Origin of the sequence: Burkholderia sp. Bp9099, assembly GCF_003857805.1 — a bacterium.
GTDB lineage: Bacteria > Pseudomonadota > Gammaproteobacteria > Burkholderiales > Burkholderiaceae > Burkholderia.
The window spans coordinates 91,794-115,457 of the sequence record NZ_QTPU01000008.1 but is presented as its reverse complement, the minus strand read 5'-3'; the positions used below and the strand labels follow the sequence as shown (position 1 = coordinate 115,457).

General features: G+C 69.7%; 19 protein-coding genes. 11 read left to right on the top strand and 8 right to left on the bottom strand.

Features of this window, described 5'->3' with window-relative positions:
• The first annotated feature begins 2 nt into the window (after nucleotides 1-2).
• Genes DIE17_RS10990 through DIE17_RS10980 form a run of 3 tightly spaced genes read left to right on the top strand, consistent with a single transcriptional unit; the run spans nucleotide 3 to nucleotide 4,330 of the window.
• Entirely contained in the window at nucleotides 3-3,050 is a 3,048-nt protein-coding gene (locus DIE17_RS10990; RefSeq protein ID WP_124667033.1) for a DUF802 domain-containing protein, read from the top strand.
• 3 nt (nucleotides 3,051-3,053) lie between these two features.
• Entirely contained in the window at nucleotides 3,054-3,698 is a 645-nt protein-coding gene (locus tag DIE17_RS10985) for an OmpA family protein (protein ID WP_124667032.1), read from the top strand.
• The gene (locus tag DIE17_RS10980; RefSeq protein WP_124667031.1) at nucleotides 3,695-4,330 is read left to right on the top strand and encodes a DUF2894 domain-containing protein; all 636 of its coding nucleotides are present in this window, start codon (nucleotides 3,695-3,697) and stop codon (nucleotides 4,328-4,330) included. The genes DIE17_RS10985 and DIE17_RS10980 overlap by 4 nt, the downstream gene beginning before the upstream one ends.
• Before the next feature lie 30 nt (nucleotides 4,331-4,360).
• Here the strand turns inward: DIE17_RS10980 and DIE17_RS10975 are convergent, their stop codons facing one another.
• The 4 genes from DIE17_RS10975 to DIE17_RS10960 form a co-directional block, all read right to left on the bottom strand.
• Nucleotides 4,361-4,933 carry an NADPH-dependent FMN reductase gene (locus tag DIE17_RS10975; RefSeq protein ID WP_124667030.1) on the bottom strand — a complete coding sequence of 191 codons (573 nt, stop codon included), beginning with the start codon at nucleotides 4,931-4,933 and terminating at the stop codon, nucleotides 4,361-4,363.
• A gap of 54 nt (nucleotides 4,934-4,987) precedes the next feature.
• On the bottom strand, nucleotides 4,988-5,665 hold the full coding sequence (locus DIE17_RS10970; protein WP_185733774.1) for a histone acetyltransferase: 678 nt from the start codon (nucleotides 5,663-5,665) through the stop codon (nucleotides 4,988-4,990).
• 586 nt (nucleotides 5,666-6,251) lie between these two features.
• On the bottom strand, nucleotides 6,252-7,535 hold the full coding sequence (locus DIE17_RS10965) for an isoprenylcysteine carboxylmethyltransferase family protein (RefSeq protein WP_124667028.1): 1,284 nt from the start codon (nucleotides 7,533-7,535) through the stop codon (nucleotides 6,252-6,254).
• 120 nt (nucleotides 7,536-7,655) lie between these two features.
• Nucleotides 7,656-9,551 carry a collagen-like triple helix repeat-containing protein gene (locus tag DIE17_RS10960; protein WP_124920797.1) on the bottom strand — a complete coding sequence of 632 codons (1,896 nt, stop codon included), beginning with the start codon at nucleotides 9,549-9,551 and terminating at the stop codon, nucleotides 7,656-7,658.
• 369 nt (nucleotides 9,552-9,920) lie between these two features.
• Here DIE17_RS10960 and DIE17_RS10955 point away from each other — a divergent pair, with 369 nt between their 5' ends.
• Nucleotides 9,921-10,319 carry a carboxymuconolactone decarboxylase family protein gene (locus DIE17_RS10955; protein WP_124645958.1) on the top strand — a complete coding sequence of 133 codons (399 nt, stop codon included), beginning with the start codon at nucleotides 9,921-9,923 and terminating at the stop codon, nucleotides 10,317-10,319.
• A gap of 35 nt (nucleotides 10,320-10,354) precedes the next feature.
• On the opposite strand, the gene DIE17_RS10950 is transcribed toward DIE17_RS10955, so the two are convergent.
• From DIE17_RS10950 to DIE17_RS10940, 3 genes are read right to left on the bottom strand one after another with little or no spacing between them, the layout of a single operon-like run.
• Nucleotides 10,355-11,341, bottom strand: a complete 987-nt coding sequence (locus tag DIE17_RS10950; protein WP_124645959.1) for an alpha/beta fold hydrolase — start codon at nucleotides 11,339-11,341, stop codon at nucleotides 10,355-10,357.
• Nucleotides 11,342-11,348: 7 nt separating this feature from the next.
• Nucleotides 11,349-12,914, bottom strand: coding sequence for an NAD(P)/FAD-dependent oxidoreductase (locus DIE17_RS10945; protein ID WP_124920796.1), 1,566 nt, complete (start codon nucleotides 12,912-12,914; stop codon nucleotides 11,349-11,351).
• On the bottom strand, nucleotides 12,911-13,813 hold the full coding sequence (locus tag DIE17_RS10940) for an SDR family oxidoreductase (RefSeq protein WP_124489838.1): 903 nt from the start codon (nucleotides 13,811-13,813) through the stop codon (nucleotides 12,911-12,913). Before DIE17_RS10940 ends, DIE17_RS10945 begins: the two co-directional genes overlap by 4 nt.
• 88 nt (nucleotides 13,814-13,901) lie before the next feature.
• Between DIE17_RS10940 and DIE17_RS10935 the strand changes: the two genes are divergently transcribed.
• The gene (locus tag DIE17_RS10935; protein WP_124489837.1) at nucleotides 13,902-14,558 is read left to right on the top strand and encodes a TetR/AcrR family transcriptional regulator; all 657 of its coding nucleotides are present in this window, start codon (nucleotides 13,902-13,904) and stop codon (nucleotides 14,556-14,558) included.
• A gap of 173 nt (nucleotides 14,559-14,731) precedes the next feature.
• Here DIE17_RS10935 and DIE17_RS10930 read toward each other — a convergent pair whose 3' ends face one another.
• Entirely contained in the window at nucleotides 14,732-15,685 is a 954-nt protein-coding gene (locus DIE17_RS10930; protein ID WP_124645961.1) for a LysR family transcriptional regulator, read from the bottom strand.
• Nucleotides 15,686-15,811: 126 nt separating this feature from the next.
• Between DIE17_RS10930 and DIE17_RS10925 the strand changes: the two genes are divergently transcribed.
• The 6 genes from DIE17_RS10925 to DIE17_RS10900 all read left to right on the top strand — a co-directional run bounded on the left by DIE17_RS10925 (nucleotide 15,812) and on the right by DIE17_RS10900 (nucleotide 23,653).
• On the top strand, nucleotides 15,812-16,456 hold the full coding sequence (locus tag DIE17_RS10925) for a glutathione S-transferase family protein (RefSeq protein WP_124645962.1): 645 nt from the start codon (nucleotides 15,812-15,814) through the stop codon (nucleotides 16,454-16,456).
• 32 nt (nucleotides 16,457-16,488) lie between these two features.
• Nucleotides 16,489-18,537, top strand: a complete 2,049-nt coding sequence (locus DIE17_RS10920; RefSeq protein WP_124645963.1) for a pyridoxamine 5'-phosphate oxidase family protein — start codon at nucleotides 16,489-16,491, stop codon at nucleotides 18,535-18,537.
• A 123-nt stretch (nucleotides 18,538-18,660) separates the two neighbouring features.
• On the top strand, nucleotides 18,661-18,864 hold the full coding sequence (locus DIE17_RS10915; RefSeq protein ID WP_021164122.1) for a DUF2970 domain-containing protein: 204 nt from the start codon (nucleotides 18,661-18,663) through the stop codon (nucleotides 18,862-18,864).
• Nucleotides 18,865-19,481: 617 nt separating this feature from the next.
• Nucleotides 19,482-21,713: a TonB-dependent siderophore receptor gene (locus tag DIE17_RS10910; RefSeq protein ID WP_124645964.1), complete on the top strand. Its 2,232-nt coding sequence runs from the start codon at nucleotides 19,482-19,484 to the stop codon at nucleotides 21,711-21,713.
• Between the two features lie 59 nt (nucleotides 21,714-21,772).
• Entirely contained in the window at nucleotides 21,773-22,384 is a 612-nt protein-coding gene (pnuC, locus tag DIE17_RS10905; RefSeq protein WP_124645965.1) for a nicotinamide riboside transporter PnuC, read from the top strand.
• A 60-nt stretch (nucleotides 22,385-22,444) separates the two neighbouring features.
• Entirely contained in the window at nucleotides 22,445-23,653 is a 1,209-nt protein-coding gene (locus tag DIE17_RS10900) for a phosphotransferase enzyme family protein (RefSeq protein WP_124645966.1), read from the top strand.
• Nucleotides 23,654-23,664: the final 11 nt, after the last annotated feature.

Sequence of the window (23,664 nt, the reverse complement as noted above, 5' to 3'; positions counted from 1 at the left end):
CTATGTCCAGAATTCGTCTTGATCTCGTTGTCTTCATCGCCGGCCTGCTCGCAGTGTGCTGGATCGGCGTCGGCTATGTCGCGTCGAACCCGCTCGCGACGGCCGTCACGCTGCTGATCGGCGCGTGCTACGTCGCCGGTGCGTGGGAGCTGCGGCGCTACCGGCAGGCGACCGCCACGTTGTCGCGCGCGGTGGCCGGGCTGACCGAACCGCCGGCGCAGCTCGACACCTGGCTCGACACGCTGCCCGCGGGCCTGCGCGGCGCCGTGCGGGCACGCGTCGAAGGCGCGCGCGTCGCGCTGCCGGGCCCGTCGCTGACGCCGTATCTCGTCGGCCTGCTCGTGCTGCTCGGCATGCTCGGCACGCTGCTCGGGATGGTCGTCACGCTGAAGGGCACGGGCGCCGCGCTCGAAAGCGCGACCGACCTCGACGCGATCCGCGCGTCGCTGATCGCGCCGGTGAAGGGCCTCGGCTTCGCGTTCGGCACGTCGATCGCGGGCGTCGCGACGTCGGCGATGCTCGGCCTCCTGTCCGCGCTCGTGCGCCGCGAACGGCTCGACGCGGGCCAGCAACTCGACGCGAAGATCGCGACGACGCTGCGCGTGCATTCGTCCGCACACCAACGCGACGAATCCTTCCGGCTGCTGCAGCGCCAGGCCGACGTGATGCCGGCCCTGGTCGACCGGCTGCAGACGATGATGACGACGCTCGAGGCGCGCAGCGTCGCGCTGCACGATCGCCAGATCGAAAGCCAGCAGGCGTTCTTCGATCGGACCGAGCGCGCGTATGCGGGCCTGGCGTCGAACGTCGGCGATGCGCTGAAGGAAAGCGCCGCCGAGAGCGCGCGCGTCGCCGGTGCCGCGCTGCAGCCGGTCGTCGCGGCGACGATGACGGGGCTCGCGCAGGAGATGGCCGCGTTGCGCGACACCGTGACGGGCGCCGTGCAGCGTCAGCTCGACGGGCTGACCGACGGTTTCGAGAAGACCACCGGGAACGTGACGGCCGTCTGGAACCGCGCGCTCGACGAGCAGCGCCGCGCGGGCGACGCCGTCGCGCAGCAATTGCAGACGACGCTCGGCCAGTTCACCGACACCTTCGCGCAGCGGTCGACGGACCTGCTCGACGGCGTCGCGACGCGCCTCGAATCGACCGAAAGCCGGCTGTCCGACGTGTGGCGCGATGCGCTCGCGCGCCAGGAGCAGGTCGGCGCGACGCTGGCCGGCCAGCATGCGCAGGCGCTCGGCGAAGCCGCCGCGACCTTCGAGCGGCATTCCGGCGCGGCGCTCGCCGCGATGCGCGAGTCGCATGCGGGGCTGCAGACGCAACTGGCCGCGCGCGACGAGGAACGCCTGGCGGCGTGGAATGCGTCGCTGACGGCGATGGCCGCGAAGCTCGGCGACGAATGGCAGCGCGCGGGCGCGCACAGCGCGGGCCGTCAGCAGGAAATCTGCGATGCGCTGGCGCAAACGACGCGCGATCTCGCGGCACAGGCGTCTACGTTCGAACAACGTTCGAGCGATCTGCTGTCGACGATCCGCGAGTCGCATACGGGCTTGCAGACGCAACTCGCGGCACGCGACGAGGAACGTCTGTCCGCATGGAACGACTCGCTCGCCGCGATGGCGACGAAGCTCGGCGACGAATGGCAGCGCGCGGGCGCGCACAGCGCGGGCCGTCAGCAGGAAATCTGCGATGCGCTCGCACAAACGACGCGCGATCTCGCGGCACAGGCGTCTACGTTCGAACAACGTTCGAACGATCTGCTGTCGACGATTCGCGATTCGCACACGGGGCTGCAAACGCAACTGGCCGCGCGCGATGAGGAGCGCCTGTCCGCATGGAACGACTCGCTCGCCGCGATGGCGACGAAGCTCGGCGACGAGTGGCAGCGCGCGGGCGTGCACAGTGCGGGCCGTCAGCAGGAAATCTGCGACGCCCTTGCACAAACCACGCGCGATCTGACCGCACAAGCAGCGACGTTCGAGCAACGTTCGAACGACCTGTTGTCGACGATCCGCGATTCGCACACGGGGCTGCAAACGCAACTGGCCGCACGCGACGAAGAACGCCTGTCGGCATGGAACGATTCGCTAGCCGCGATGGCTGCAAAGCTCGGCGAAGAGTGGCAGCGCGCGGGCGTACACAGCGCGGGCCGTCAGCAGGAAATCTGCGACGCACTCGCACAAACGACGCGCGATCTGACCGCACAAGCTTCCACGTTCGAACAACGCTCGAATGACCTGCTGTCGACGATCCGCGAATCGCACACGGGCCTGCAAACGCAACTGGCCGCGCGCGACGAAGAACGCCTGTCCGCATGGAACGACTCGCTCGCCGCGATGGCCGCCGCGCTGCGCGACGAATGGGCGCAGACGAGCGCGCAGGCCGCGACGCGCCAGCAGGACATCTGCGACACGCTGACCCGCACCGCGAACGACATCACCGCGCAGGCGCAGGTGCATGCAAGCGACACGATCAACGAGATCTCGCGCCTCGTGCAGGCCGCATCGGAAGCGCCGAAGGCCGCGGCCGACGTCGTCGCCGAACTGCGCCAGCGCCTGTCCGACAGCATGGTGCGCGACACCGCGATGCTCGAGGAGCGCAGCCGCCTGCTCGCGACGCTCGAGACGCTGCTCGGCGCGGTCAATCACGCGTCGACCGAACAGCGTACCGCGATCGATGCGCTCGTCAGCACGTCGGCCGACCTGCTCGAGCGCGTCGGCGCGCGCTTCAACGACACCGTCGATGCCGAAACGCGCAAGCTCGATTCGGTCGCCGCACAGGTCACGGCCGGTGCGGTCGAGGTCGCGAGCCTCGGCGATGCGTTCGGCGCGGCCGTGCAGGTGTTCGGCGAGTCGAACGACAAGCTGCTGAACCACCTGCAGCGCATCGAGGCCGCGCTCGAGAAATCGCTCGCGCGCAGCGACGAGCAGCTCGAGTACTACGTCGCGCAGGCGCGCGAGGTGATCGACCTGAGCATGATGTCGCAGAAGCAGATCGTCGAGGACCTGCAGCAGATCGCCGGTCGGCGGGCATCGGTCGGAGCGTAACGCATGCACGACGAAATCGACGACGGCGCGCCTTCCGCGCCGGTGTGGCCCGCGTTCGCCGACCTGATGTCGGTGCTGCTCGGCGCATTCGTGCTGATCCTCGTCGGCGTGATCGGCATGCAGTTGCAGCTCACGTCGAAGCTCGAGGAAGCCGTGCGCGCGCGCCAGCAGGAAGCGCAGCAGCGCAAGTCGCTCGAGGAGGCGCTGGCCGGGCCGCTCGCGGCCGGCCGCGTGACACTCGTGAACGGCCGCATCGGCATCAGCGGCAACGTGCTGTTCGCGCTGAACTCCGACCAGTTGCAGCCCGAGGGCCGCGATCTGTTGAAGACGCTGGCTGCGCCGCTGGCCGCCTACCTGAAGACGCGCGACGAGATCCTGATGATCAGCGGCTTCGCCGACGACCAGCAGGTGCGTGCCGGCAACCGCCAGTTCGCGGACAACTGGGAACTGTCGGCCAAGCGCGCGCTGACGGTCACGCGTGCGCTGATCGACGCCGGCGTGCCGGCGAAGTCGGTGTTCGCGGCCGCGTTCGGCTCCGAGCAGCCGGTCAGCTCGAACGCGGACGATGAAGGCCGCGCGAAGAACCGTCGCGTGGAGATCGCGCCGGTGCCGCGCAAGACCGCGTCGAGCGGAGGGAAGGCGAAGTGACGGACGATGCGACGCACGTGCGCGCGACGCTCGACGCGTGGCGCGAGCAGGGCGCCGACCGGCTCGATCCGGTGCGCTTCCATCGGCTCGACGCGCTCGAGAAGCGCGCGGCCGCGCTCGACGGCGATGCGCGCGCGTTGCTCGATGCGCGGCTCGCGATGCTGCTGGAAGGGTTTGCGCAGATCGTCGCGCGAGCCGGTGAAGCGGCAGCCGCCAGCTCGGCGGCGCAAGCGAACGCGCAGGCGCCTGTGCGTGGTGCGATCGGCGGGCTCGTCGAGCGCCTCGCGCGCGATGCAGAGGCTGACCGGCGCGGGATCGATCCCGCGCTGATCGACTACTTCCGCGCGATGTGGTCGAAGGTCCGCACCGAACAGCAGTACCGCCAGTCGCTCGACCAGGTGCCGCGCAACGCGGGACCGCTCAATTCGAACAGCCTCGTGCACCGGTCGCTCGCGACGATGCGCGAGCTGTCGCCGGAATACCTGCAGCAGTTCCTGTCGTACATCGATGCGCTGGCGTGGCTCGAGGATCTGGCCGGCGGCGGCGCGCAGCCGGAGAAGGAGGCGCCGCGCGCGAAAGCCGCGAAGACGCTGAAGCCGGCGAAGAAGACCACGCGCACCAAGGCGCGATAACGCACGCACTTGCGCCGCGCCGATCGTTGTCTAGCGAGCGGTCGCCTGCTCGTCGATCGCCGCGCGCAGCGCGTGCAACGCGTCGGTCAGCGCCGATGCGAACGGCGGATGCGCGGCGATGCCCGCCGCGTCGAGCCGGCTGCCGAGGATCGGCAGCGTGATCGACGCGCGCTCGACGATGCACGCCGACATCACCGACAGCGTTTCCCGCAGCGCCGCGTCCGCATGCGTCGCGCGCGGCGACGCGTTCAATACCGCGACCGGCTTGTACACGACGGCCTCGCATCCCACGATCCAGTCCAGCGCGTTCTTCATCACGCCCGTCACGCCGTGCGCGTATTCCGGGCTCGCGATCAGCACGCCGTCCGCGGCATTCAGCCGCTCGATCAGGTCGCGCACCGCGGCCGGCGACGGATCTTCGATATCGGGGTTGAACAGCGGAAACTCGCCGAGACGATCGAAACGCGTGATGCGCATCCCGCGCGGCGCAACGCGGGCGGCTGCGTCCAGCAGCGCCGCGTTGTGCGACTGTGCACGCAGGCTGCCGCACAGCGCGACGATGTCGATGCGGCGCTCGGAATCGGTTCGGGGTTCGATAGCCATCGAGGAGCGTAGGGGTGGGAGTCTTGCGCGGCGACGGCGCGCGGATCCGCCGGATTATCTCATCGGGGCGCGAGCAACGTGTCGCGCGTCGGCGACGCGGCGCAGGTGATGCGATTCGCGTCCGTTCCGCGGCAACTGCGTGTCCTGACCCCGGGTGGCAACCGTGTCGCGCATCCCGGTTGCCCGTGCCAGGTCACCGAGTGTCCATCCGTCGCCGAGCAACAGGCGGCGCGTATGCAGCGCACCGTACACGTCGTCCGCGACGGTTTCGCCGAGATAGCGCAGCGCGCGGCCTTCGACGTCGACGAAGCCGTGCCGGTAGTCGTGCGCGAGCGCGGTCCACAGCTGTGCCGCGCCGACCGACTGACGCGCGCCGCTGATCAGGCAGAGACCCGCGTCGAGTCCCCATCGATACAGCGTCGTCGCAAGCCCCTTGCGTTGCGCGGACCCGCGCAGCCGCGTATGCGGCGCGCGCAGGTAGCGGTCCGCGCGGCGCGGCAGTTCGGGAAGCCGGTTGAAGATCGTGTAGCCGGCGAGCTGCCGGGCCGACGGATCCTCGACGTAAAGGAAATATTCGCCGTCGGCCTCGCGGTGGCGGACGATCAGGCCCGAGTCGCCGAGCGCGACGGCCGGCAGGCCGTGCAGGCGATGGCCCGGCTGGTTCAGACGCGCGTGGAGCATGTCGAGTTCATCGTCGATGTCGTGCTGGGAATGCTGTACGTCGATACGCATGGCAAAAGGCGCCCGTCCCGGGCGCATCGAGAAAGGGGTTCATCGCAAACGGGAAAGGAAATGGCAGCGGCCCCCGGGCTCGACGTGCGAGCCGGGGCCGCGAATCAGCTGGGGATGTGCTGGAAACCGGCGGCGATCGCGGCGAGGCCCGCGATGCAGAGTGCGAACAGGATCAGGACTTTGTGGATCACGCCTCTCTCCTCATGAACGCGCGGCGCCGAACGGCGGTGCCGCGGAGACGGTGATGGCGGGCGCGGCCCGCGCGGCCGTCGTGCGTGACGACGGTCGAAGGTCCGGGCGGCAGGCGCGCGGACGGTCAGCACCATACGCGACGGGCACGGGACGGGCAACCGGACGGCGGGAGAAAAGCGACGAAACGCGGGGAATCGAGGGTGTTTCGCGACAATCGGTCGCAAGGGGCGGATGTGTCGATGTCGCTTGTCGGTGTTTGTCTCGAAATTACACACACTTCACGGCAGACGAACTTCATCAGGATCTGCTCATGGGAGCGGGCCCGTCCAAGGATCGCCGAGCCGCAACGACCTTCTTCACACGGTGGTTGCGGCGATCTCGTCGCGCCGCCGCCTCACCCTGCCTGCCGCACCCCGAACGCCTGCCTGATCCGCGCTAACAACCCATGCTGCGCGATCCATTCCGCATACGCGCGATAGTCAGGATCGCGCATCAAATGACGTTCCTCCGTCTTCGCCCGCGTGTAGTAGATCAGATTGACCGCGACGAGCCCCGCGCAGTGCATCAGCCCGACCTGCCAGCCGAGCGGCTCGACGAACGGCACCGACACCATCCAGTACGACAGGTTCTTCGTGATGTACGCCGGATGCTTCGTGAAACGATACGGGCCCGACGTGATGATCCCGCGGTTCGTGAGGTTCGAGAAACGCAGCCCGAACGAGATCGTCGACAGCGCATAGGTCATCAGCAGCAGGATGATCGCCGCGCCCCAGATCACGCGCAGCGTCGGCGCGGACAGCAGCCAGTTGTCCCAGAACAGCGAGCCTTCGTAGCGGATGTAGTTGTTCGAGATCAGCGACCAGAACGGCTGGTAGCACATCAGCGCGGCGACCCAGCCGAGCGTGGTCGGCTCGACGGTGCGCACGTGGCTGTCGAGGATGCGGAACGTGCACAGGTAGCCGACGGTGCCGAACATCAGGTCCATCGTGAACGACAGGTCGTACAGGAACACGAAGGTCGCGATCGTCATCGGCGCGTTCACTGCGTGCGCAAGCGATGCGCTCAGGTGATCGGCGTCCTTCGACAGGTAGACCGTCATCAGCGGCAGGAAGAACGCCTTCACGCCCCAGCCGGCGAGCATCTCGCGCACGGGCTGCCAGCTCGCGGGCTGCTCGCGGCGGAACAGGTAGCGGCCCCACAGCAGGTACGCGTCGTCGGTCTCGCGCTGGTGGCGATCCATCCACGCGAAGTAGAACGGCGCGGCGACGATCACGTACGGCGCGAGCGAGCGCAGCAGCGACCAGAACGGCAGGTAGAACGCGCCGTGATATTCGGGCAGCAGCCAGTAGATCGCGGCGATGCAGGCGTAGATCGACGTCAGCGCGCCGAGCCGCGTCGCGACGCGGGCGAGCCCGAGCGGGCGCACGGCCTGGCGCGACAGTCCCGCGCTCGGGCGCAGGTAGACGCGCGAGATGAAGATTTCGTGCAGCGCGATCGTGCCGATGATCGCGAGGCTGGCGACGACCGCGCGCGTGGCCGCATCGAGGCTCGGCTGGTCGCGCGTGATCCACAGCGCGAAGAGACCGGCCGCGATGCCGAGCAGGCCGGCGCGGAACGGCGTGGCGGAACGGGGCGGGCGGTCCTGGACCGCGGCGATGCCGTCGAGCGTGGAATTCATGATCGGATCCTCGTCGGGATGACGGCCGGCGCCCCCGCTTGGCGGGTGGCGCCGGCCATCGGCCGGGCTTTGGATTGGTATGTGCCCGGCCATTGGCCTGTGGTTCTGATACGTGACGCGTTACTTCTTCGGGGCGGTGCCGAGCAGGCCGCCGAGCAGGTTCGTCACCGGTGCCAGCAGGTTGGTCGCGCCAGCCGCGGTGCCGCCGTTCGAACTGCCGGTCAGGCCGGCCGTGACGGTGCCGCTGCCGGACGGCGTCGTCACCGTGCCGGCCGCGCCGCCCGGGCTGGCCGTGCCGACTGCGCCGAGCGTGCCGGCCGCCGACGTCAGCGAGCCCGTCAGCGTGCCGACCGGGCCGCTCGTCAGCGCACCGCCGAGGTTGCCGGTCAGGTTGCCGCCCGGCGTCGTGACCGTGCCGGTGAGGCTTGCGCCAAGCGGCGTCAGCGAATTGACGAGGCCGGTGACCGGTGCCAGCAGGCTGCCGGCGCCCGAGCTGCTGGTACCGCTCGTGCCGCTGGTGCCGCCCGTACCGCTCGAACCGAGGCCGCCGAGGGCGCCCGTCACCGTGCCGAGCAGGCCCGTGATCGGCGCGAGCGGGCCGCCGCTGGTGCCGCTCGTCCCGCTGGTGCCGCCGGAGCCGCTCGAACTGCTGCCGCCGCCGAGGGCGCCCGTCAGCGAACCGAGCACGCCCGTGATCGGGGCGAGCGGGTTGGTGCCGCTGCTGGAACTGCCGCTGGACAGCAGGCCGCCTGTCGACGACACCGTGTTGCCGAGCTGGGACACGCTGTTGCCGGCGCTCGTGCCGACCGGGTTGCCGGTCGCGCTGCCGACCTGCGTACCGGCGAGGCCGAGGCCGCTGCCGAGCGTGTTCAGCAGGCCGCTGAGCGGGGCGCCGAGCAGGGTCGCGTTGCCGAGCGTCTGCGTGGCGCCAGGCGTCGTGACGCCGCCGGTCAGCGTGTTGGTGATCGGGTTGATCACGCTGCCGAGCTGCGTCTCGAGTTGCTGGACCGGCGCGCTGTTCAGCGCCGTGTTGAGCGCCGATGCGGTGGAGTTGACCGCGGTGCCGACCGTGTTGACGAGACTGCCGACCAGGGTCGTCGCCGGCGCGAGCGGCGCCAGCGGACCGGTGCCGAGGCTCGTCACCGCGTTGCCGAGGTTGTTGACGGCGCCGCCGGCGCCGGTCAGCAGGCCGGTGGTCGAAGTGAGCGTCGGGCCGAGCGGGTTCGGCGACACGCCGATCGAGCCAAGGCCGGCCGCGACGCCGTTGCCGAGCGACTGCACGCCGTTGCCGAGGCTGGTGACCGCATTGCCGATGCTGGTGGCCGTCGTCGGGTTCGTGCCGGGGACCTGTACGCCGCCGATCTGCGACCCGCCGTTCGCGACCGTCGTGCCCAGTGCCGTGACGAGCGTGCCGGTTTGCTGGAGGACGTTGCCGAGCGGGGTGGCGCTGGTGCCGGAGGTGCCTGAAGTACCGGAAGTGCCCGACGTGCCGGACGTGCCCGAGGTGCCTGAAGTACCGGAAGTGCCCGACGTGCCGGAAGTGCCCGACGTGCCGGAAGTGCCCGACGTGCCGGAAGTGCCCGAAGTGCCGGAAGTGCCCGACGTGCCGGAGGTGCCCGACGTACCGGAGGTGCCCGACGTGCCGGAAGTGCCCGACGTACCGGAAGTGCCCGACGTACCGGAGGTGCCCGACGTACCGGAGGTGCCCGACGTACCGGAAGTGCCTGACGTACCGGAGGTGCCCGACGTGCCGGAAGTGCCCGAGGTGCCCGACGTACCGGAGGTGCCCGACGTACCCGAAGTCCCCGACGAACCCGACGTCCCCGAACTACCGCCGCCGGACGTACCCGACGAGCCGCCGCCGGACGTTCCGGATGTCCCCGAAGTCCCGGACGTCCCCGACGTGCTCGGCTTGATCGACGGCGTGACCGGCCCGTCGACCGAACCGCAGCCATACAGCGAGAGCAGCGACAGGACGGCCAGCGATACCGTCGTCTTCTTTAAGTAATGGTGCATGGTGGCCTCGACATTGGAAGTTGTGTCCGGGCCATTACTGCAAATTCCGCGCCATGACATCTTCCGCGCAATGCGCCGGCGCTTTGTTGCGGGAATCGGGAATATCGGCGCGATTTAAACGGAGGAATGGGGCTTTCGCGGGACGGGCGCGCCAGTTGCGCCGCTGTGCGCGCCGTGATGTTCCCGTAAGGTGCCGTAACGCCGGGCTGGATGTTACGTAGCGTTCGGCCCGGTGTTCCGCGTGTGACGCAGCCGGCCGCGCCCCGAGGGCACGTTCTTTGACGAAACACCCCCGCGCCGCGAACATGACGCGAACCCACCCGGCCGCAGGCGACGCCGAAGCGGCCAAGACTTCAGACAGGACACGACATGAGCGAACAGGACAGGAAACAGGGCAAGGCGCGCCGCACCGAAGTCATGGGCGAGGCATTCGTCGAGCGCGCGATGCGCGACCTCGACGGTTTTTCGCGTCCGCTGCAGAACTGGCTGAACGAGCACGCGTGGGGCAGCACGTGGCAGCGCGGCGGCATCGACTTGAAGACGCGCAGCCTCTGTACGTGCGCGATGCTGGCGGCGCTCGGCCGCGGCACGGAACTGAAGGGCCACGTGCGTGGCGCGCTCAACAACGGCGCGAGCCTCGTCGAGATCCGCGAGGTGCTGCTGCACAGCGCGCTTTACGCGGGCGCGCCGGCGGCGGTCGAGGCGTTCCGCAGCGCGCGCGAGGTCATCGCGGAGCTCGGGCTGTCGCTGCCCGACGACGAAGCCTGACCCGCGCGCGGCGCGGCCGGCAGGCCCGCCGACGCTCAATGCTCGACGTGCGCGCCCTGCGCCGGCGCCTCGACCGGCGCGGCGGCGACTTCGAGCAGCCAGTCCGCCGTTGCGTCGGGAATCGTGACCGGCAGCATGTGCCCGCCTTCGACGACCTTCAACCTCACGCGTGCCGACTTCTGCGCGAGTGCTTCGCCGTGCGTGCGCCAGTTCAGGATCGGATCGGCGCGGCCGTACAGCACGTCGACCGGCAGCGCGAGGTCCGCGTAGCGGTGCACCATCGCGGGCAGGTCGACGGGGGCCGACAGCAGGTCGGTCGCCGTCGCGTAGAACACGTGCGGCCGCAGCCCGAGCAGCCCGCCGCCCTTCACCGGGAAGTCGCGCGGCACGGCTTCCGGCGCGAACACCTGATCGACGGCCTTGCGGCCGGTCAGGATCGTCAGCGGGATCGCGAAGGTCCACGACACGAAGCGGCGCACCAGCGGCGACGGCAGCATCAGCGGCTTGAACGGGGCCGGCGGTTCGGTCTGCTCGTGCGACAGCGGCGCGATCAGCGCGAGCCGGCTTACACGCTCCGGATGGTTGAGGCCGACCGCGAGCGCGATCGCGCCGCCGAGCGAGTGGCCGACGAGCACGGGCCGGTCGAGCTTCAGCGCGTCGATGAACGCGGCGATCGTGCGGGCCTGCGCGAACACGTTCGCCTGCGAGCCGGCGCCGCGCAGCGAGCGGCCGGCGCCGGGCCGGTCGACGAGGATCACGCGATGGTGCTGCGCGAGCCGCGTGAGCGGCAGGTACGCGAAATTGCGCCACTGCCCGGCGAGCCCGTGCACGAACACGAGCGGCGGGCCGCTGCCGTACTCGACGTAGTGGATGTGGTCGCCGCCGATGTCGACGAAGCGGCCTTCGGGCGGAAACGCGCGCGTCACGCGACGCGCGACGTAGCCGGAAAACAGCGCGAGCGCGGCGAGCATCGCGACGACGCCGAGCAGCACGTTCTGGATCAGGTGAAGCGTATGGCTCATGTCGGCCTCAACGGGTTTCGAGTACGGGTTCGGCGACCGGCGCGGCGGCCGGGCCGGCTTTCGCGCGGCGTTCGAACTGCATGGCCGAATCGGCGAGCCCGCTGAACTTCAGCGACGCGAGATCGAGCACGTAGTTCTGGTGGAACTTCCACGGCTTGCGGTGCCCCTGCTTCGGCAGGATGCCGGCCGCGCGCTGGATGTAGCCCGAGCTCAGGTTCACCGCCGGCACGTCGCCGAGGTCACCGGCGCCGAGCCGCGGCACGCAGGTGTCGTAGCCGTTCGCGCGCATGTGGTTGAGCAGCCGGCACACGTAGCGCGCGATCAGCTCGGCCTTCAGCGTCCACGACGCGTTCGTGTAACCGAACGACGACGCGAGGTTCGGCACGTCGCTGTACATCATTCCTTTGTAGGACACGGTCTGCGGCAAATCGACCGCGCGGCCGTCGACCGTGACGCGCGCGCCGCCGAGCAGCTTCACCTCCAGCCCGGTCGCGGTGACGATCACGTCCGCGACGAGCTGCTGGCCGCTTTTCAGCTTCAGGCCGGTCGGCGTGAAGCGCTCGATCTCGTCGGTGACGATCGATGCGCGGCCCGCGCGGATCGACTTGAACAGGTCGCCGTTCGGCACGAGGCACACGCGCTGGTCCCACGGCATGTAGCGCGGCGTCAGGTGCTTCGCGACGTCGAAATCGGGGCCGAGCTGCCTGCCGGCCGCGCGGATGATGAACTGCTTCGTCCGCTCGGGCTTGCGGCGCGACACGTTGTACAGGTACATCGTCAGCAGTACGTTCTTCATGCGCACGAGCCGGTGCGCGAGCCGCGACGGCAGCACGCGGCGCAACGCGTTCGCGATCCTGTCGCGGGCGGGCAGCGACACGATGTAGGTCGGCGAGCGCTGCAGCATCGTCACGTGCTTCGCATCGGCCGCCATCGACGGCACCAGCGTGACGGCCGTCGCGCCGCTGCCGATCACGACGACGCGCCGGTTCGCGTACGACAGGTCCTTCGGCCATTGCTGCGGATGCACGATCCGGCCTTCGAACGATTCCATGCCGGCCCAGTCGGGCAGGTAGCCACCGTCGTAGTCGTAATAGCCGCTGCACATGTAGAGGAAGCGGCACGTGTAGACCAGCGTGTCGAGCGCGCCGTCCCGCGTGCGCTCGATGCGCACCGTCCAGCGCGCGCGGTTCGAATCCCAGTCGGCCGCGACCACTTTCTGGCCGTAGCGGATCGTCTTGTCGATGCCGTACGCGCGCGCGGTGTCGCGGATATAGTCGAGGATCGTCTGGCCGTCCGAGATCGCCTTGTCGCTGTGCCACGGGCGGAAGCTGTAGCCGAGCGTGAACATGTCGGAATCCGAACGGACGCCGGGATAGCGGAACAGGTCCCAGGTGCCGCCGATCGCGTCGCGCGCCTCGACGATCGCGACGCTCGCATGCGGGCAGCGCTTTTTCAGGTGATAGGCGGCGCCGATGCCGGACAGGCCGGCGCCGACGATCAGCACGTCGAGGTCACGAGCGTCGCCGGAGGCGGACGGCGCGTCGCGCCGGTCGGTCGTCGTCGTCGAGGTCATGCGGGATCCTTGGTCGGTGTGGTCGGCCGCGCGGCGGGGGCACGGGTGCGCTCGAGATTGCGTGCGCGGGCGCGGCGCACGTGGCGCAGCACCAGCCGCTGGTAGCCGGCGCCGAGCAGGCGCGCGAGCTTGTCGAGGCGGCGCGCGTCGGCGCCGACCAGCACGCGGCGCGCATTGCGCTCGACGCCGGCGAGAATCTGCCGCGCGGCGTCGTCGGCCGTCGTCGCGTTGATCAGGCGGTTCGCCTGGCGGCGGTGGGTCGCTTCGTCCTGGCCCGTGAGCGCGTGGATGCTGGTATCGACGCGGCTCGCGTCGACGATGTTGGTCGCGACGCCGCCCGGATGCACGCAGGTCGCGCTGACCGGCGCGCCGTCGAGTTCGAGTTCCATCCGCAGTGCCTCGGTGAAGCCGCGCACCGCGAACTTGGTCGCGTTGTACGCGCTCTGCGTCGGCATCGCGACGAGTCCGAACAGGCTCGACGTGTTGATCACGTGCCCGTCGCCCGACGCGCGCAGGTGCGGCAGGAACGCCTGCGTGCCATGCACGACGCCCCAGAAGTTGATGCCGACGATCCATTCGAGATCGGCGATGCGCGCGGTCTCGGCGCTCGCGGCCAGCGACACGCCCGCGTTGTTGAAGACCAGGTTGACCTTGCCGTGTTCGGCGCGCACGAAATCGGCCCACGCGAACACCGCATCGCGGTCGGCGACGTCGAGCCGCCGCGTGCTCGTGCGCACGCCGTGCTTCGCGCACGCGGCCGCGGTGGCGGCGAGCCCGACATCGTTGACATCGGCGAGCGCGACCTCGCAGCCGCGCCGCGCGAGCTCGACCGCGAGGCTGCGGCCCATGCCCGAACCGGCACCCGTGATCGCGGCGACCTTGCCGGAAAACCCCTTCATGCGTCGTTCCTCCCGTTCCGCTTGCGCTGCATCGGCGGCGCGCCTATTGTGGTGTTATTCGTCACCACTTTAGTTTTCGGGTGTCCTGATGTCAAATAGCGAAATGGAGAAAGCACTCGAAACGGAAAAACGGGGCCGGGCGTACGGCGGCGTGGCGCCCGAGGTGCGGGCCGCCGAGCGGCGCGATGCGTTGATCCGCGCGGCGACGCGCGTGTTCGGCACGGTCGGATTCCGCAAGGCGACCGTGCGGTCGATCTGCCAGGAAGCGAAGCTCAACGACCGTTATTTCTATGCGGCGTTCGACAGCACCGAGGATCTGCTGCGCTGCACCTACCTGCATCACGCGCAGCAGCTGCACGACGCGGTCGCACGCGCGGTGGCCGAGCGCGGCGGCGATCTGCGCGAAAGCGTCGACGCGGGGCTCGCCGCGTTCTTCGGCTTCCTGCGCGATCCATGCGCGGCGCGCGTGCTGCTGCTCGAGGTGATGGGCGTGAGCGCCGATACCGACATGACGTACCAGCGGATGCTGCTCGACTTCGGCAAGCTGATCATGGCGATCGGCGCGGCCCGCGAGGCCGCGACACCCGCCGAGCGCACCGAGCAGCGGCTCATCGGGCTCGCGCTGGTCGGCGCGATGACGAACGTCGGCGCGGCGTGGCTGCTCACCGGGTATCGCGACCCGGAGGCGCAGATGGTCGCGAGTTGCAGGAAGGTGCTGCTGGGGACGTTGCGGGAAGCGGGGTAGGCGGCGCGAGCGCGTGTCTGTCGTGCGCCGTCGCGCGAACGCCGCGCGTAGCTGCAAGACCTTCGCGCAGGAATACGAATTCGCGTTGCGTACGAACCCGAAGAGACTCGAAACGCGAAGCGGCCGCCAAAAGGCGGCGCTACGTGAAGTTCATGTGACAGGCGGTTGCCTGTTCAATCGTCGGCGCGTCGCACCCGTGTCGCGCGCACACGCGGCGCGGCGGCCGTTGCCGCGATCCTTGCCTTCATCGCGTCGATGAACGCGCGCACCTTCGGCGACGGCAACCGCGTCGACGGATACACCGCATGGATCCCGGCCCGTGCCGAGCGCCACGCGGGCAGCAGCCGCACGAGCCGGCCGGCCGCGACGTCCTCCGCGATCGAGAAATCCGTCAGGAGCCCGAAGCCTCCGCCCGCGAGCGCGATCGCGCGGCAGGCCGTCGCGGTGTTCGACACGACCGGCGAGACGCAACGCACCGACGCATGGCCGCCGCGCGCGTGGTCGAGTTCGACCGTATGCGGGCGCGACAACGTCGACAGCATCACGAACGGCAGCGCGGCGAGCGCGTCCGGGTCGCGCGGCAGCCCGTGCCGCGCGACGAACGCGGGGCTCGCGACCAGCCATTTCTCGTACTCGCCGAGCTGCACCGCGCGATAGTTCGAATCCGCGAGGCGGCCGATGCGGATCGCGACGTCGAGATTGTCCGCGACGAGATCGGCGATGCGGTCGTTCGCGATCAGTTCGACGTCGAGCCGCGGATGCGCGTCGCGCAGCGCGACGATCGCCGGCGCGACGACCAGCGCGCCGTAGTCGATCGGCACGCTCACGCGCAGCGTGCCGCGCAGCGGCCCGGAGTCGGACGACACCGCGTCGAGCGCGCTTTCGGTCGCGCGCACGATGTCGCGGCACGCGTCGTAGAACGCGCGCCCCGCATCGGTCACGCTCAGCCGTCGCGTGGTGCGCACCAGCAGGTTCGCGCCGACTTCGGATTCGAGGCGCTGCATGTGCGTGCTGACGACCGTCTTCGCGAGGCCGAGCCGCTCGGCCGCGGCCGTCAGCGAGCCGGCGTCGACCACCGCGACGAAGATCGCCAGCCGGTTCAGGTTCACGTCGCGCAGATCGGCCATCGTCGATTGTCCTATGGAAGCGGATAATGTTTCAGCGATTATCCGTCTTCTGGCCGCGAACGGCGAGCGCTACGCTGGGGCCGTTCGTCGCCGATTCCCGGCGGCGCGAGATCCAGGAGCTTTCCCATGCCAGCCGCCAGCAAGCCCGCCCGTCCGGTTCGTGTCTATTCGTTCCCGCTGTCCGGGCACGCGCATCGCGTCCGGCTGTTCCTGTCGCTCCTCGGGCTGCCGTTCGAGACCGTCGACGTCGACCTCGCGGCCGGCGCGCAGCGCGAACCGGCGTTCCTCACGCTCAATCCGCTCGGTCAGGTGCCGGTGATCGACGACGACGGCACCGTGCTCGCCGATTCGAACGCGATCCTCGTGTATCTCGCGAAGCGCTACGGCGACGCGCACTGGCTGCCCGACGATGCCCCCGGCGCGGCGACCGTGCAGCGCTGGCTGTCGTACGCGGCCGGGCCCATCGCAACGGGGCCGGCGGCCGCGCGGCTCGTCACCGTGTTCGGCGCGCCGCTCGATCATGACGCGGCCAAGCGCACGGCCGCGAAGGTGCTTGCCGTGATCGACCAGGAACTCGCCGGCAAGCCGTTCGCCGCGGGCGCGCAACCGACGATCGCCGACATCGCTGCCTACACGTACATCGCGCACGCGCCGGAAGGCGGCGTGTCGCTCGAACCGTATCCGCATGTGCGCGCGTGGCTCGCGCGCGTCGAGGCGCTGCCGGGCTTCGTCGCGATGCCGCCGACCCGCGCCGGCCTGCTCGCCGCCTGACGGCGAAGCCGCGATTTCACCGGGAGAACACGATGACCGCGCCGAGTGCCGCCGTACCGGGCTGGGAACTGGATATTGCGCCGTTTCATGCGGGCGAGCTGGCCGTGCAGCAGCGCGCGGGCGTGACGCAGGCCGCGGACGCGGCCGGCCGGCGCGGCATCCGGCGCTTCATGCCGGACCAGCACCGCACGTTCTTCGCGCAGTTGCCGTTCTTCGTGCTCGGCGGCGTCGATGCGGGCGGCCAGCCGTGGGCGACGCTGCGGGTCGGGATGCCCGGTTTCGTGACGACGCCGGACGCGCGCACGCTGCGCATCGACGGCGACGCGCTGCCCGGCGATCCGCTGGCCGGAGCATGGCAGCCCGGCGTGCCGCTCGGCGGGCTCGGGATCGAGTTCGACACGCGCCGGCGCAATCGCGTGAACGGCGTCGTGCGCGCGGTCGACGGCGGCGCGCTGACGATCGCGGTCGAGCAGAGCTTCGGCAACTGTGCGAAGTACATTCAGGGCCGCACGCCGACGCTCGTGCCGCGCGAAGGCGATGTGTCCATCGCGGCCGACGTGTCGGGCCGGCTGAGCGACGCGGATCGCGCGTTGCTCGCGCAGGCCGATACGTTCTTCGTCGCGAGTGCGAATACGTCGGCGGATGCGGGTGCCGCGCGCGGCGCGGACGTGTCGCATCGCGGCGGCATGCCCGGCTTCGTGCGCGTCGACGACGCGCACACGCTGACGACGCCGGATTTCAGCGGCAACCGCTTCTTCAATACGCTCGGCAACCTGCAGCACGATCCGCGCGCGGGGCTGCTGTTCGTCGATTTCGACAGCGGCGACCTGCTGTATGTCGCTGCGCGGGCCGAAATCGTGTGGGACGGGCCGCTCGTCGCGTCGTTCGACGGCGCGCAGCGGGTCGTGCGGTTTCACGTGCGCGAAGTGCGGCGCACGCGGGGTGTGCTGCCGTTTCGGTGGTCGGCGGTTGAGCGGGCGCCGCAGTTTGCGGGGAAGGTGGGGGCTGGTGTGCCGGCGGTATCCGCACCTGCATCTGTGTCCTCGTCCCCCTCCAGCTGGCGCCCGCTGCGCATCGCGAAGATCGTCGACGAAGCGCGCGCGATCCGCTCGTTTCATTTCGAAGCGGCGGACGGCGACGCGTTGCCGGCCTACGAAGCCGGGCAGCATCTGACGCTGCGCGTCGCGCTTCCGGACGAAGATGTGCCGACGATTCGCAGCTACACGCTGTCCGATGCACCCGGCGCATCGCATTACCGGATCACCGTGAAGCGCGAAGGACGCGTGTCGGCCTGGCTGCACGACCACGCGCGTGCCGGCATGACGCTCGATGCGCAGATGCCGCGCGGCCGCTTCACGTTCGACGTCGCGAGCCCGCGTCCGGCGGTGCTGGTGTCGGCCGGCATCGGCATCACGCCGATGATCGCGATGCTGCGCCGCGCGCTGGCCGACGACGCACCGTCGCGTCGCGTGGTGTTCGTGCACGGCGCGCGCGATACGGCCGAGCGGCCGTTTTCAGCGGAACTGACGCGCATCGCGGACGCGGACCCGCGCGTATCGCTGCACTGGTTCGACAGCCGGCCGCAGCGCGACGGCGCGGCGCGACCGGGCCGTGTCGACATCGCGCAACTGAAGCGCATCCTGCCGTTCGACGACTACGATTTCTACCTGTGCGGACCCGCCGCGTTCATGCGAGATATGTACGACGGATTGCGAGCGCTGAACGTGCCGGACGAGCGTATCCGCTTCGAGGCGTTCGGGCCGTCGAGCGTCGTGCGCAGCGCGACCCGCGCGGCCGGGGCGCCGCCGGCGGCAAGCGTGCCGGTCGTGTTCCGCCGCTCGGCACGCGACGCCGCATGGACGCCCGCCGACGGCACGCTGCTCGAATTCGCCGAAGGCCGGGGCGTGGCGGTGCCGTCCGAATGCCGGTCGGGGTCGTGCGGCACATGCGCGACGCGCGTGCTGTCCGGTGCGGTCGATTACGTGCAAGCGCCCGACGCGCCGGTCGAACCGGGCTGTGCGCTGCTGTGCGTCGCGCGGCCCGCGACGGGCACCACGGAGGCGCTCGTGCTCGACCGCTGATGGACCCTGCGACACGCCGCCGCAGACGGCCTGCTGCGCGAAAAGCACGCGCAACTGCTTCTTTTTTCGAATGCCGGCCGGATCGACGATAGCGTCAACCGATTCGATGAAAGGAGCACAACCATGAAACTGCTCGGCATGATCAAGCTGGTCCTGTGGAGTTTCTTCGGCGTACGCAACAGCAAGGCGCACGCGGCCGATCTCGCGAACGTCAACTATACGTTGCTGCCGTTCGTGGCGATTGTGCTCGCGCTGCTGGTCGGCGCGGTCATCTACGGCGTCGTGCATCTGGTTGTCGATCCGACCGCGACGATGCAGGGGTTCTGAACGTTGGGTGAACCGGCAGCGGGCCGTCATTCCCGCTCCGGTTTTCGCTCGTTCGACCGGCGCGTGACTGCACCGGTTGTCGAGGTCGCCGCGCGCGATGCGCATCGCGATCGCATCGCCGCCGCTGTCGCACCATTCGAAGCGTATTTCCCCCATCCCGCCGGTCGCGTCTCCCGTTCCACCCGATTCCACGGCCTTCAGCCCCGCCCGGGGTAAAATGCGCGCCACGCCGCGATGTCGCGCGCGACGGGCATGCCGCCGTTCCGACGAACGGCGTACGCAACTGCCCGGCGCCCGCAACCGGGGCGTTCGAAGCGTCCCCCGCATGACAAGACCGCGCGACGCAGCCGGCCGCCCGACATGTTCGAGATCCAGGATCGACGGCTGCGTCGGTGCCCGGCGCGTCACCGTCATCCGATGTCCCATCCTGCGCTTTCCCGATCGATCGGCACGCATGCTGCCCGATCGTCAGATTCGTCTGATGAATGTCGTGTCGACGTTCGTGCCCGGCGTCCGCAGGACCGTCGCGGGTGCTTGCATGAGGTCGCGCTTCGCAGCGGCGCAAAGCGTTTCGAAGGTTTCGACAGGGTCGAGTGGCGAGTTTTCCATCCAGAACAATGACGGTGAATAGAACAACAGCGTCGCCCGCACGGCGGCGGCGCGCGAAGGCCGGGCTTGGCGTCGGTCTCGGTATCACGCTTTTCGCGGCGCAGGCCGCCGCGGCACAAGGCGACGCGCCGGCGCCCGACGCCGGTGTGGCCGGCAGCACGACGCTGCCGGCGATCACGGTGAGCGGCGAGCGCGGCAACACGCTGCGCGCACGCACGGCGTCGGTCGCGGGGCTCGACGATGCGCCGCTGCGCGACACGCCGGCCTCCGTCAACGTCGTCACGCGGGCGCTGATCGACGATCAGCAGGCGAAGCGCTTGAGCGACGTGGTGCGCAACGACGCATCGGTCGTCAACGACTATGCGCCGGTCGGTTATTTCGAAGGCTTCGCGATCCGCGGCTTTCCGGTCGATCTCGCGAGCGCGATCCGGATCGACGGGATGACGGTGTCCGGCGAGCAGAACGTGCCGCTCGAGAACAAGGAGCGCGTCGAGATCCTGAAGGGGCTGGCCGGCATCGACAGCGGCGTGGTCGCGCCGGGCGGCGTGATCAACTTCGTGACGAAGCGTTCGGCGAACGTCGCGAGCGTGACGGGCGGCGTCGACAGCCGCGGCTCGACGTCGGCGTCCGTCGATCTCGGCCGCCGCTTCGGCCCCGACAATCAGTTCGGCTTCCGGATCAATGCCGCGAAGGAGAACATGCACTCCTATATCGACGGCACCAACGGACGACGCACGTTCGGCTCGATCGCCGCCGACTGGGACATCAGCCCGCGCGCGAGCCTGCAGTTCAACGCGGAATTCCAGCAGTGGATCCAGCGTTCCGCGCCCGGCTACCAGCTGCTCGGCGGCACCGTCGTGCCGTCGGTCAAGACGACGTCGAAGGCGCTCGGCACGCAGCCGTGGGCGAAGCCGGTGACGACCGATGCGCTGAACCTGAACGCGCGCTTCGACTACCAGTTCAACGACGACTGGAAGGCCTACGTCGCCGCCGGCCGCAGCCGCACGATGATCGACGACAACAGCGCGTTCGCGTACGGCTGCTATTACGCGGCGAGTTGCGCGGCCGGCACGACGTCGCCGTTCTTCTTCGGCGCGAACGGCGACTACGACGTGTACGACTTCCGCAGCCCGGGCGAATACCGCCGCAACGACGACCTGCGCGCGGTCACGACCGGCAAGTTCGCGACGGGGCCGCTGCGGCACGAGCTGACGCTCGGCGTGAGCGTGCAGCGCCGCGTCGTGCACATGGCGAATGCCGTGTACGACTACGTGGGCAGCGAGAACATCTATGGGCCCGACGTCGCGTTCGCACCGTCGCCGAACGCGGCCGGGCCGTCGTATCCGCAGCTCGACGCGTGGCAGTACGGCGTGTTCGGGCTCGACCGCATCAGCATCGGCGAGCACTGGCAGGTGCTCGCGGGCGGCAAGGAAGTGCTGCTGCGCCAGCGCAGCTGGAGCAGCCTCGACGGCGACGCGACGCACACCGACCGCTCGGTGTTCCTGCCGCAGGTCGCGCTCGTCTACAAGCCGGTGAACGTGCTGTCGCTGTACGCGTCGTACAGCAAGGCGCTGTCGCTCGGCGACCAGGCGCCGGTGCGCGCGACCAACGCGTATGCGTTCCTGCCGCCGGTCGAATCGCACCAGTTCGAGCTCGGCGCGAAATACGACTGGCTCGACCGGCTGAGCCTCACGGCCGCCGTGTTCTCGATCAGCAAGCCGTTCCAGTTCGCCGACCCCGATGCGTCGGGCACGAGCTATACGTTCGTGCAGCGCGGCACGCAGCGCCACCAGGGGATCGAGTTCGGCGCGGCCGGGCGCGTGACCGAGCGGCTCGGGCTGACGGCCAGCGTCGCGGCGATTCGCGCGCGCGCGTACGACGCGGGTTCGCCGGCGTACGAAGGGCACCAGATCATCAACGTGCCGGCGCTGCGCGCGTCGCTGTATGCGGACTACGCGGTGCCGGGCGTTGCCGGTCTGAACGTGCTCGGCGGCGTCGAGTACAGCGCGGCGCGCAACGCGAACGAGGAGGGCACCGCGCGCGTGCCGTCGTGGTTCGTGTTCAATCTCGGCGCACGCTATACGACGAAGATCGCGGGCCATCGCACGGTGCTGCGCGTGTCGGTGGACAACCTGTTCAACAAGTTCTACTGGCGCGACGCGGGCGAGCAGCAGGGCGACGCGTACCTGTTCCCGGGCGCGCCGCGCACCGCGCGCGTGTCGTTGACCTATGATTTCTGATCGTCCGGACCCGGCCGCGTGATGCGCGGCCCCGGCAGCCAACCAGGAGAGCACAGACGATGTCCCCACTCGAAATCGCCGGCGTGATCGTCAGCGCGCTCGCGATCTGGCTGACCGCGAAGCGGCGCATGCTGTGCTGGCCGGTCGGGCTCGCGTCGGTCGCGCTGTACGGCTGGATCTTCTTCGACGCGAAGCTGTATTCCGACATGCTGCTGCAGGGCGCGTTCGCGGTGCTGCAGGTGTACGGCTGGCGCCGCTGGATCGCGCAGCGTACGCTCGAGGCGGGCGCCGGCGCTGCGCCGCAAGGCGACGTCGCGCCCGTCACCGGCGTGCGGCCGCGGCAGATGCTGCCCGATCTGATCGCGGCCGTCGTCGGCAGCGCGCTGCTCGGCGGGATGATGGCGCGCTGGACCGATGCGGCGCTGCCGTTCGTCGATGCGTCGCTGACCGCGTTCAGCCTCGTCGCGCAATACTGGACCGCGCGGCGCTACATCGCGTCGTGGGGGCTGTGGATCGTCGTGAACGTCGTGTACGTCGGGATGTTCGTGTTCAAGGCGCTGTATCTGACGGCAGGACTCTACGCGCTGTTCATCGCGCTCGCCGTCGTCGGCTGGCGCGACTGGAGCCGGACGGCGAATGCGCTGCGCACGACGGCGAGCCCGGCGGGCTGATCCAAGGGCTGATTCACGAGCCGATTCACGGGCTGATTCAACTACGGAGCGACGTCGTTCATGTCATTTCCACTCGAACCGGACGCGCCTGCATCGCGTGACGTCGCCGACATGCGGGACGTCGCGCCGCCGCAATTCGGCGTCGACGGCGAGCAGGCCGAACGCGACTGGCCGCTGATGACGCACGACGAAGTCGCGGGCGTGCTTGCGCGGATCGATGGCGTCGGCGCACCGGCGCGGCTTACGTGGCACAGCCCGCGGCCGTTCTCGGCGGCGGTGCTGGTGCACACGGCCGACGCACGCGCGCTGTTCGTCAAGCGTCATCACGCGAGCCTGCGCGACGTCGCCGGGCTCGAGGAGGAGCATCGCTTCATCGCGCATTTGCGCGATCGCGGTGTGCCGGTCGCGGACGTGCTCGCCGGTCGCGACGGCGCGACCGCGTTCGCATCCGGCGACTGGACCTATGAAGTGCACGTGGTGGCGCCAGGTGTGGACGCGTATCGCGGCGTGATGTCGTGGCAGCCGTTCACGCATCCTTCGCATGCGTACGCGGCAGGCCGCGCGCTGGCCGAACTGCATCGCGCGTCGGCCGGCTACGATGCGCCGGCGCGGCCCGTGCGCACGCTGCTGTCGAGTTTCCGGGTGCTGTCGTCCGCCGATCTTCCCGATGCGCTCGAACGCTGGGTCGATGCGCAGCCGCTGCTGGTGCGCGCGCTCGGCACGCGCGACTGGCGCGGCGATGTCGCGGATGCGATCGGCCCGTACCACGCGCGCCTCGTGCCGCTGCTGCCCGCGCTGGCGCCGCTTTGGACGCACGGCGACTGGCATGCGTCGAATCTGCTGTGGACCGACGCCGCGCCCGGCGCGCAGGTGCGGACCGTGCTCGATTTCGGCTTGTCGGATCGCACCTGCGCCGTCATGGATCTCGCGCTCGCGATCGAACGCAACGCGATCGACTGGATGGCGCCGGCCGATGCACGTCGCGTCGAGCATGAACAGATCGGCGCGCTGCTCGACGGCTACGAATCGCTCGAACCGCTGAGCGACGACGCGTATGCGGCGCTGGTCGCGATGCTGCCGGTCGTGCATACCGAATTCGCGCTGTCGGAAGTCGCGTATTTCGGCTGCATCGTCAATGCACCGGACATCGTCGAGGTTGCGTACGACGGTTATCTGATCGGTCATGCGCGATGGTTCGGCGAACGCGACGGACGGCAGTTGCTCGACTGGCTGGTGCAACGCCGGCGCGCGAAGCGGGGCAGCTTGTAAAACTGCGTTGC

Excerpts from the sequence above, each read along its gene's own strand:
- DIE17_RS10990 (WP_124667033.1), top strand. The coding sequence starts at position 3 with ATGTCCAGAATTCGTCTTGATCTCGTTGTCTTCATCGCCGGCCTGCTC.
- DIE17_RS10985 (WP_124667032.1), top strand. The coding sequence starts at position 3,054 with ATGCACGACGAAATCGACGACGGCGCGCCTTCCGCGCCGGTGTGGCCC.
- DIE17_RS10975 (WP_124667030.1), bottom strand. The coding sequence starts at position 4,933 with ATGGCTATCGAACCCCGAACCGATTCCGAGCGCCGCATCGACATCGTC.
- DIE17_RS10970 (WP_185733774.1), bottom strand. The coding sequence starts at position 5,665 with ATGCGTATCGACGTACAGCATTCCCAGCACGACATCGACGATGAACTC.
- DIE17_RS10965 (WP_124667028.1), bottom strand. The coding sequence starts at position 7,535 with ATGAATTCCACGCTCGACGGCATCGCCGCGGTCCAGGACCGCCCGCCC.
- DIE17_RS10960 (WP_124920797.1), bottom strand. The coding sequence starts at position 9,551 with ATGCACCATTACTTAAAGAAGACGACGGTATCGCTGGCCGTCCTGTCG.
- DIE17_RS10955 (WP_124645958.1), top strand. The coding sequence starts at position 9,921 with ATGAGCGAACAGGACAGGAAACAGGGCAAGGCGCGCCGCACCGAAGTC.
- DIE17_RS10950 (WP_124645959.1), bottom strand. The coding sequence starts at position 11,341 with ATGAGCCATACGCTTCACCTGATCCAGAACGTGCTGCTCGGCGTCGTC.
- DIE17_RS10945 (WP_124920796.1), bottom strand. The coding sequence starts at position 12,914 with ATGACCTCGACGACGACGACCGACCGGCGCGACGCGCCGTCCGCCTCC.
- DIE17_RS10940 (WP_124489838.1), bottom strand. The coding sequence starts at position 13,813 with ATGAAGGGGTTTTCCGGCAAGGTCGCCGCGATCACGGGTGCCGGTTCG.
- DIE17_RS10935 (WP_124489837.1), top strand. The coding sequence starts at position 13,902 with ATGTCAAATAGCGAAATGGAGAAAGCACTCGAAACGGAAAAACGGGGC.
- DIE17_RS10930 (WP_124645961.1), bottom strand. The coding sequence starts at position 15,685 with ATGGCCGATCTGCGCGACGTGAACCTGAACCGGCTGGCGATCTTCGTC.
- DIE17_RS10925 (WP_124645962.1), top strand. The coding sequence starts at position 15,812 with ATGCCAGCCGCCAGCAAGCCCGCCCGTCCGGTTCGTGTCTATTCGTTC.
- DIE17_RS10920 (WP_124645963.1), top strand. The coding sequence starts at position 16,489 with ATGACCGCGCCGAGTGCCGCCGTACCGGGCTGGGAACTGGATATTGCG.
- DIE17_RS10915 (WP_021164122.1), top strand. The coding sequence starts at position 18,661 with ATGAAACTGCTCGGCATGATCAAGCTGGTCCTGTGGAGTTTCTTCGGC.
- DIE17_RS10910 (WP_124645964.1), top strand. The coding sequence starts at position 19,482 with ATGACGGTGAATAGAACAACAGCGTCGCCCGCACGGCGGCGGCGCGCG.
- pnuC (WP_124645965.1), top strand. The coding sequence starts at position 21,773 with ATGTCCCCACTCGAAATCGCCGGCGTGATCGTCAGCGCGCTCGCGATC.
- DIE17_RS10900 (WP_124645966.1), top strand. The coding sequence starts at position 22,445 with ATGTCATTTCCACTCGAACCGGACGCGCCTGCATCGCGTGACGTCGCC.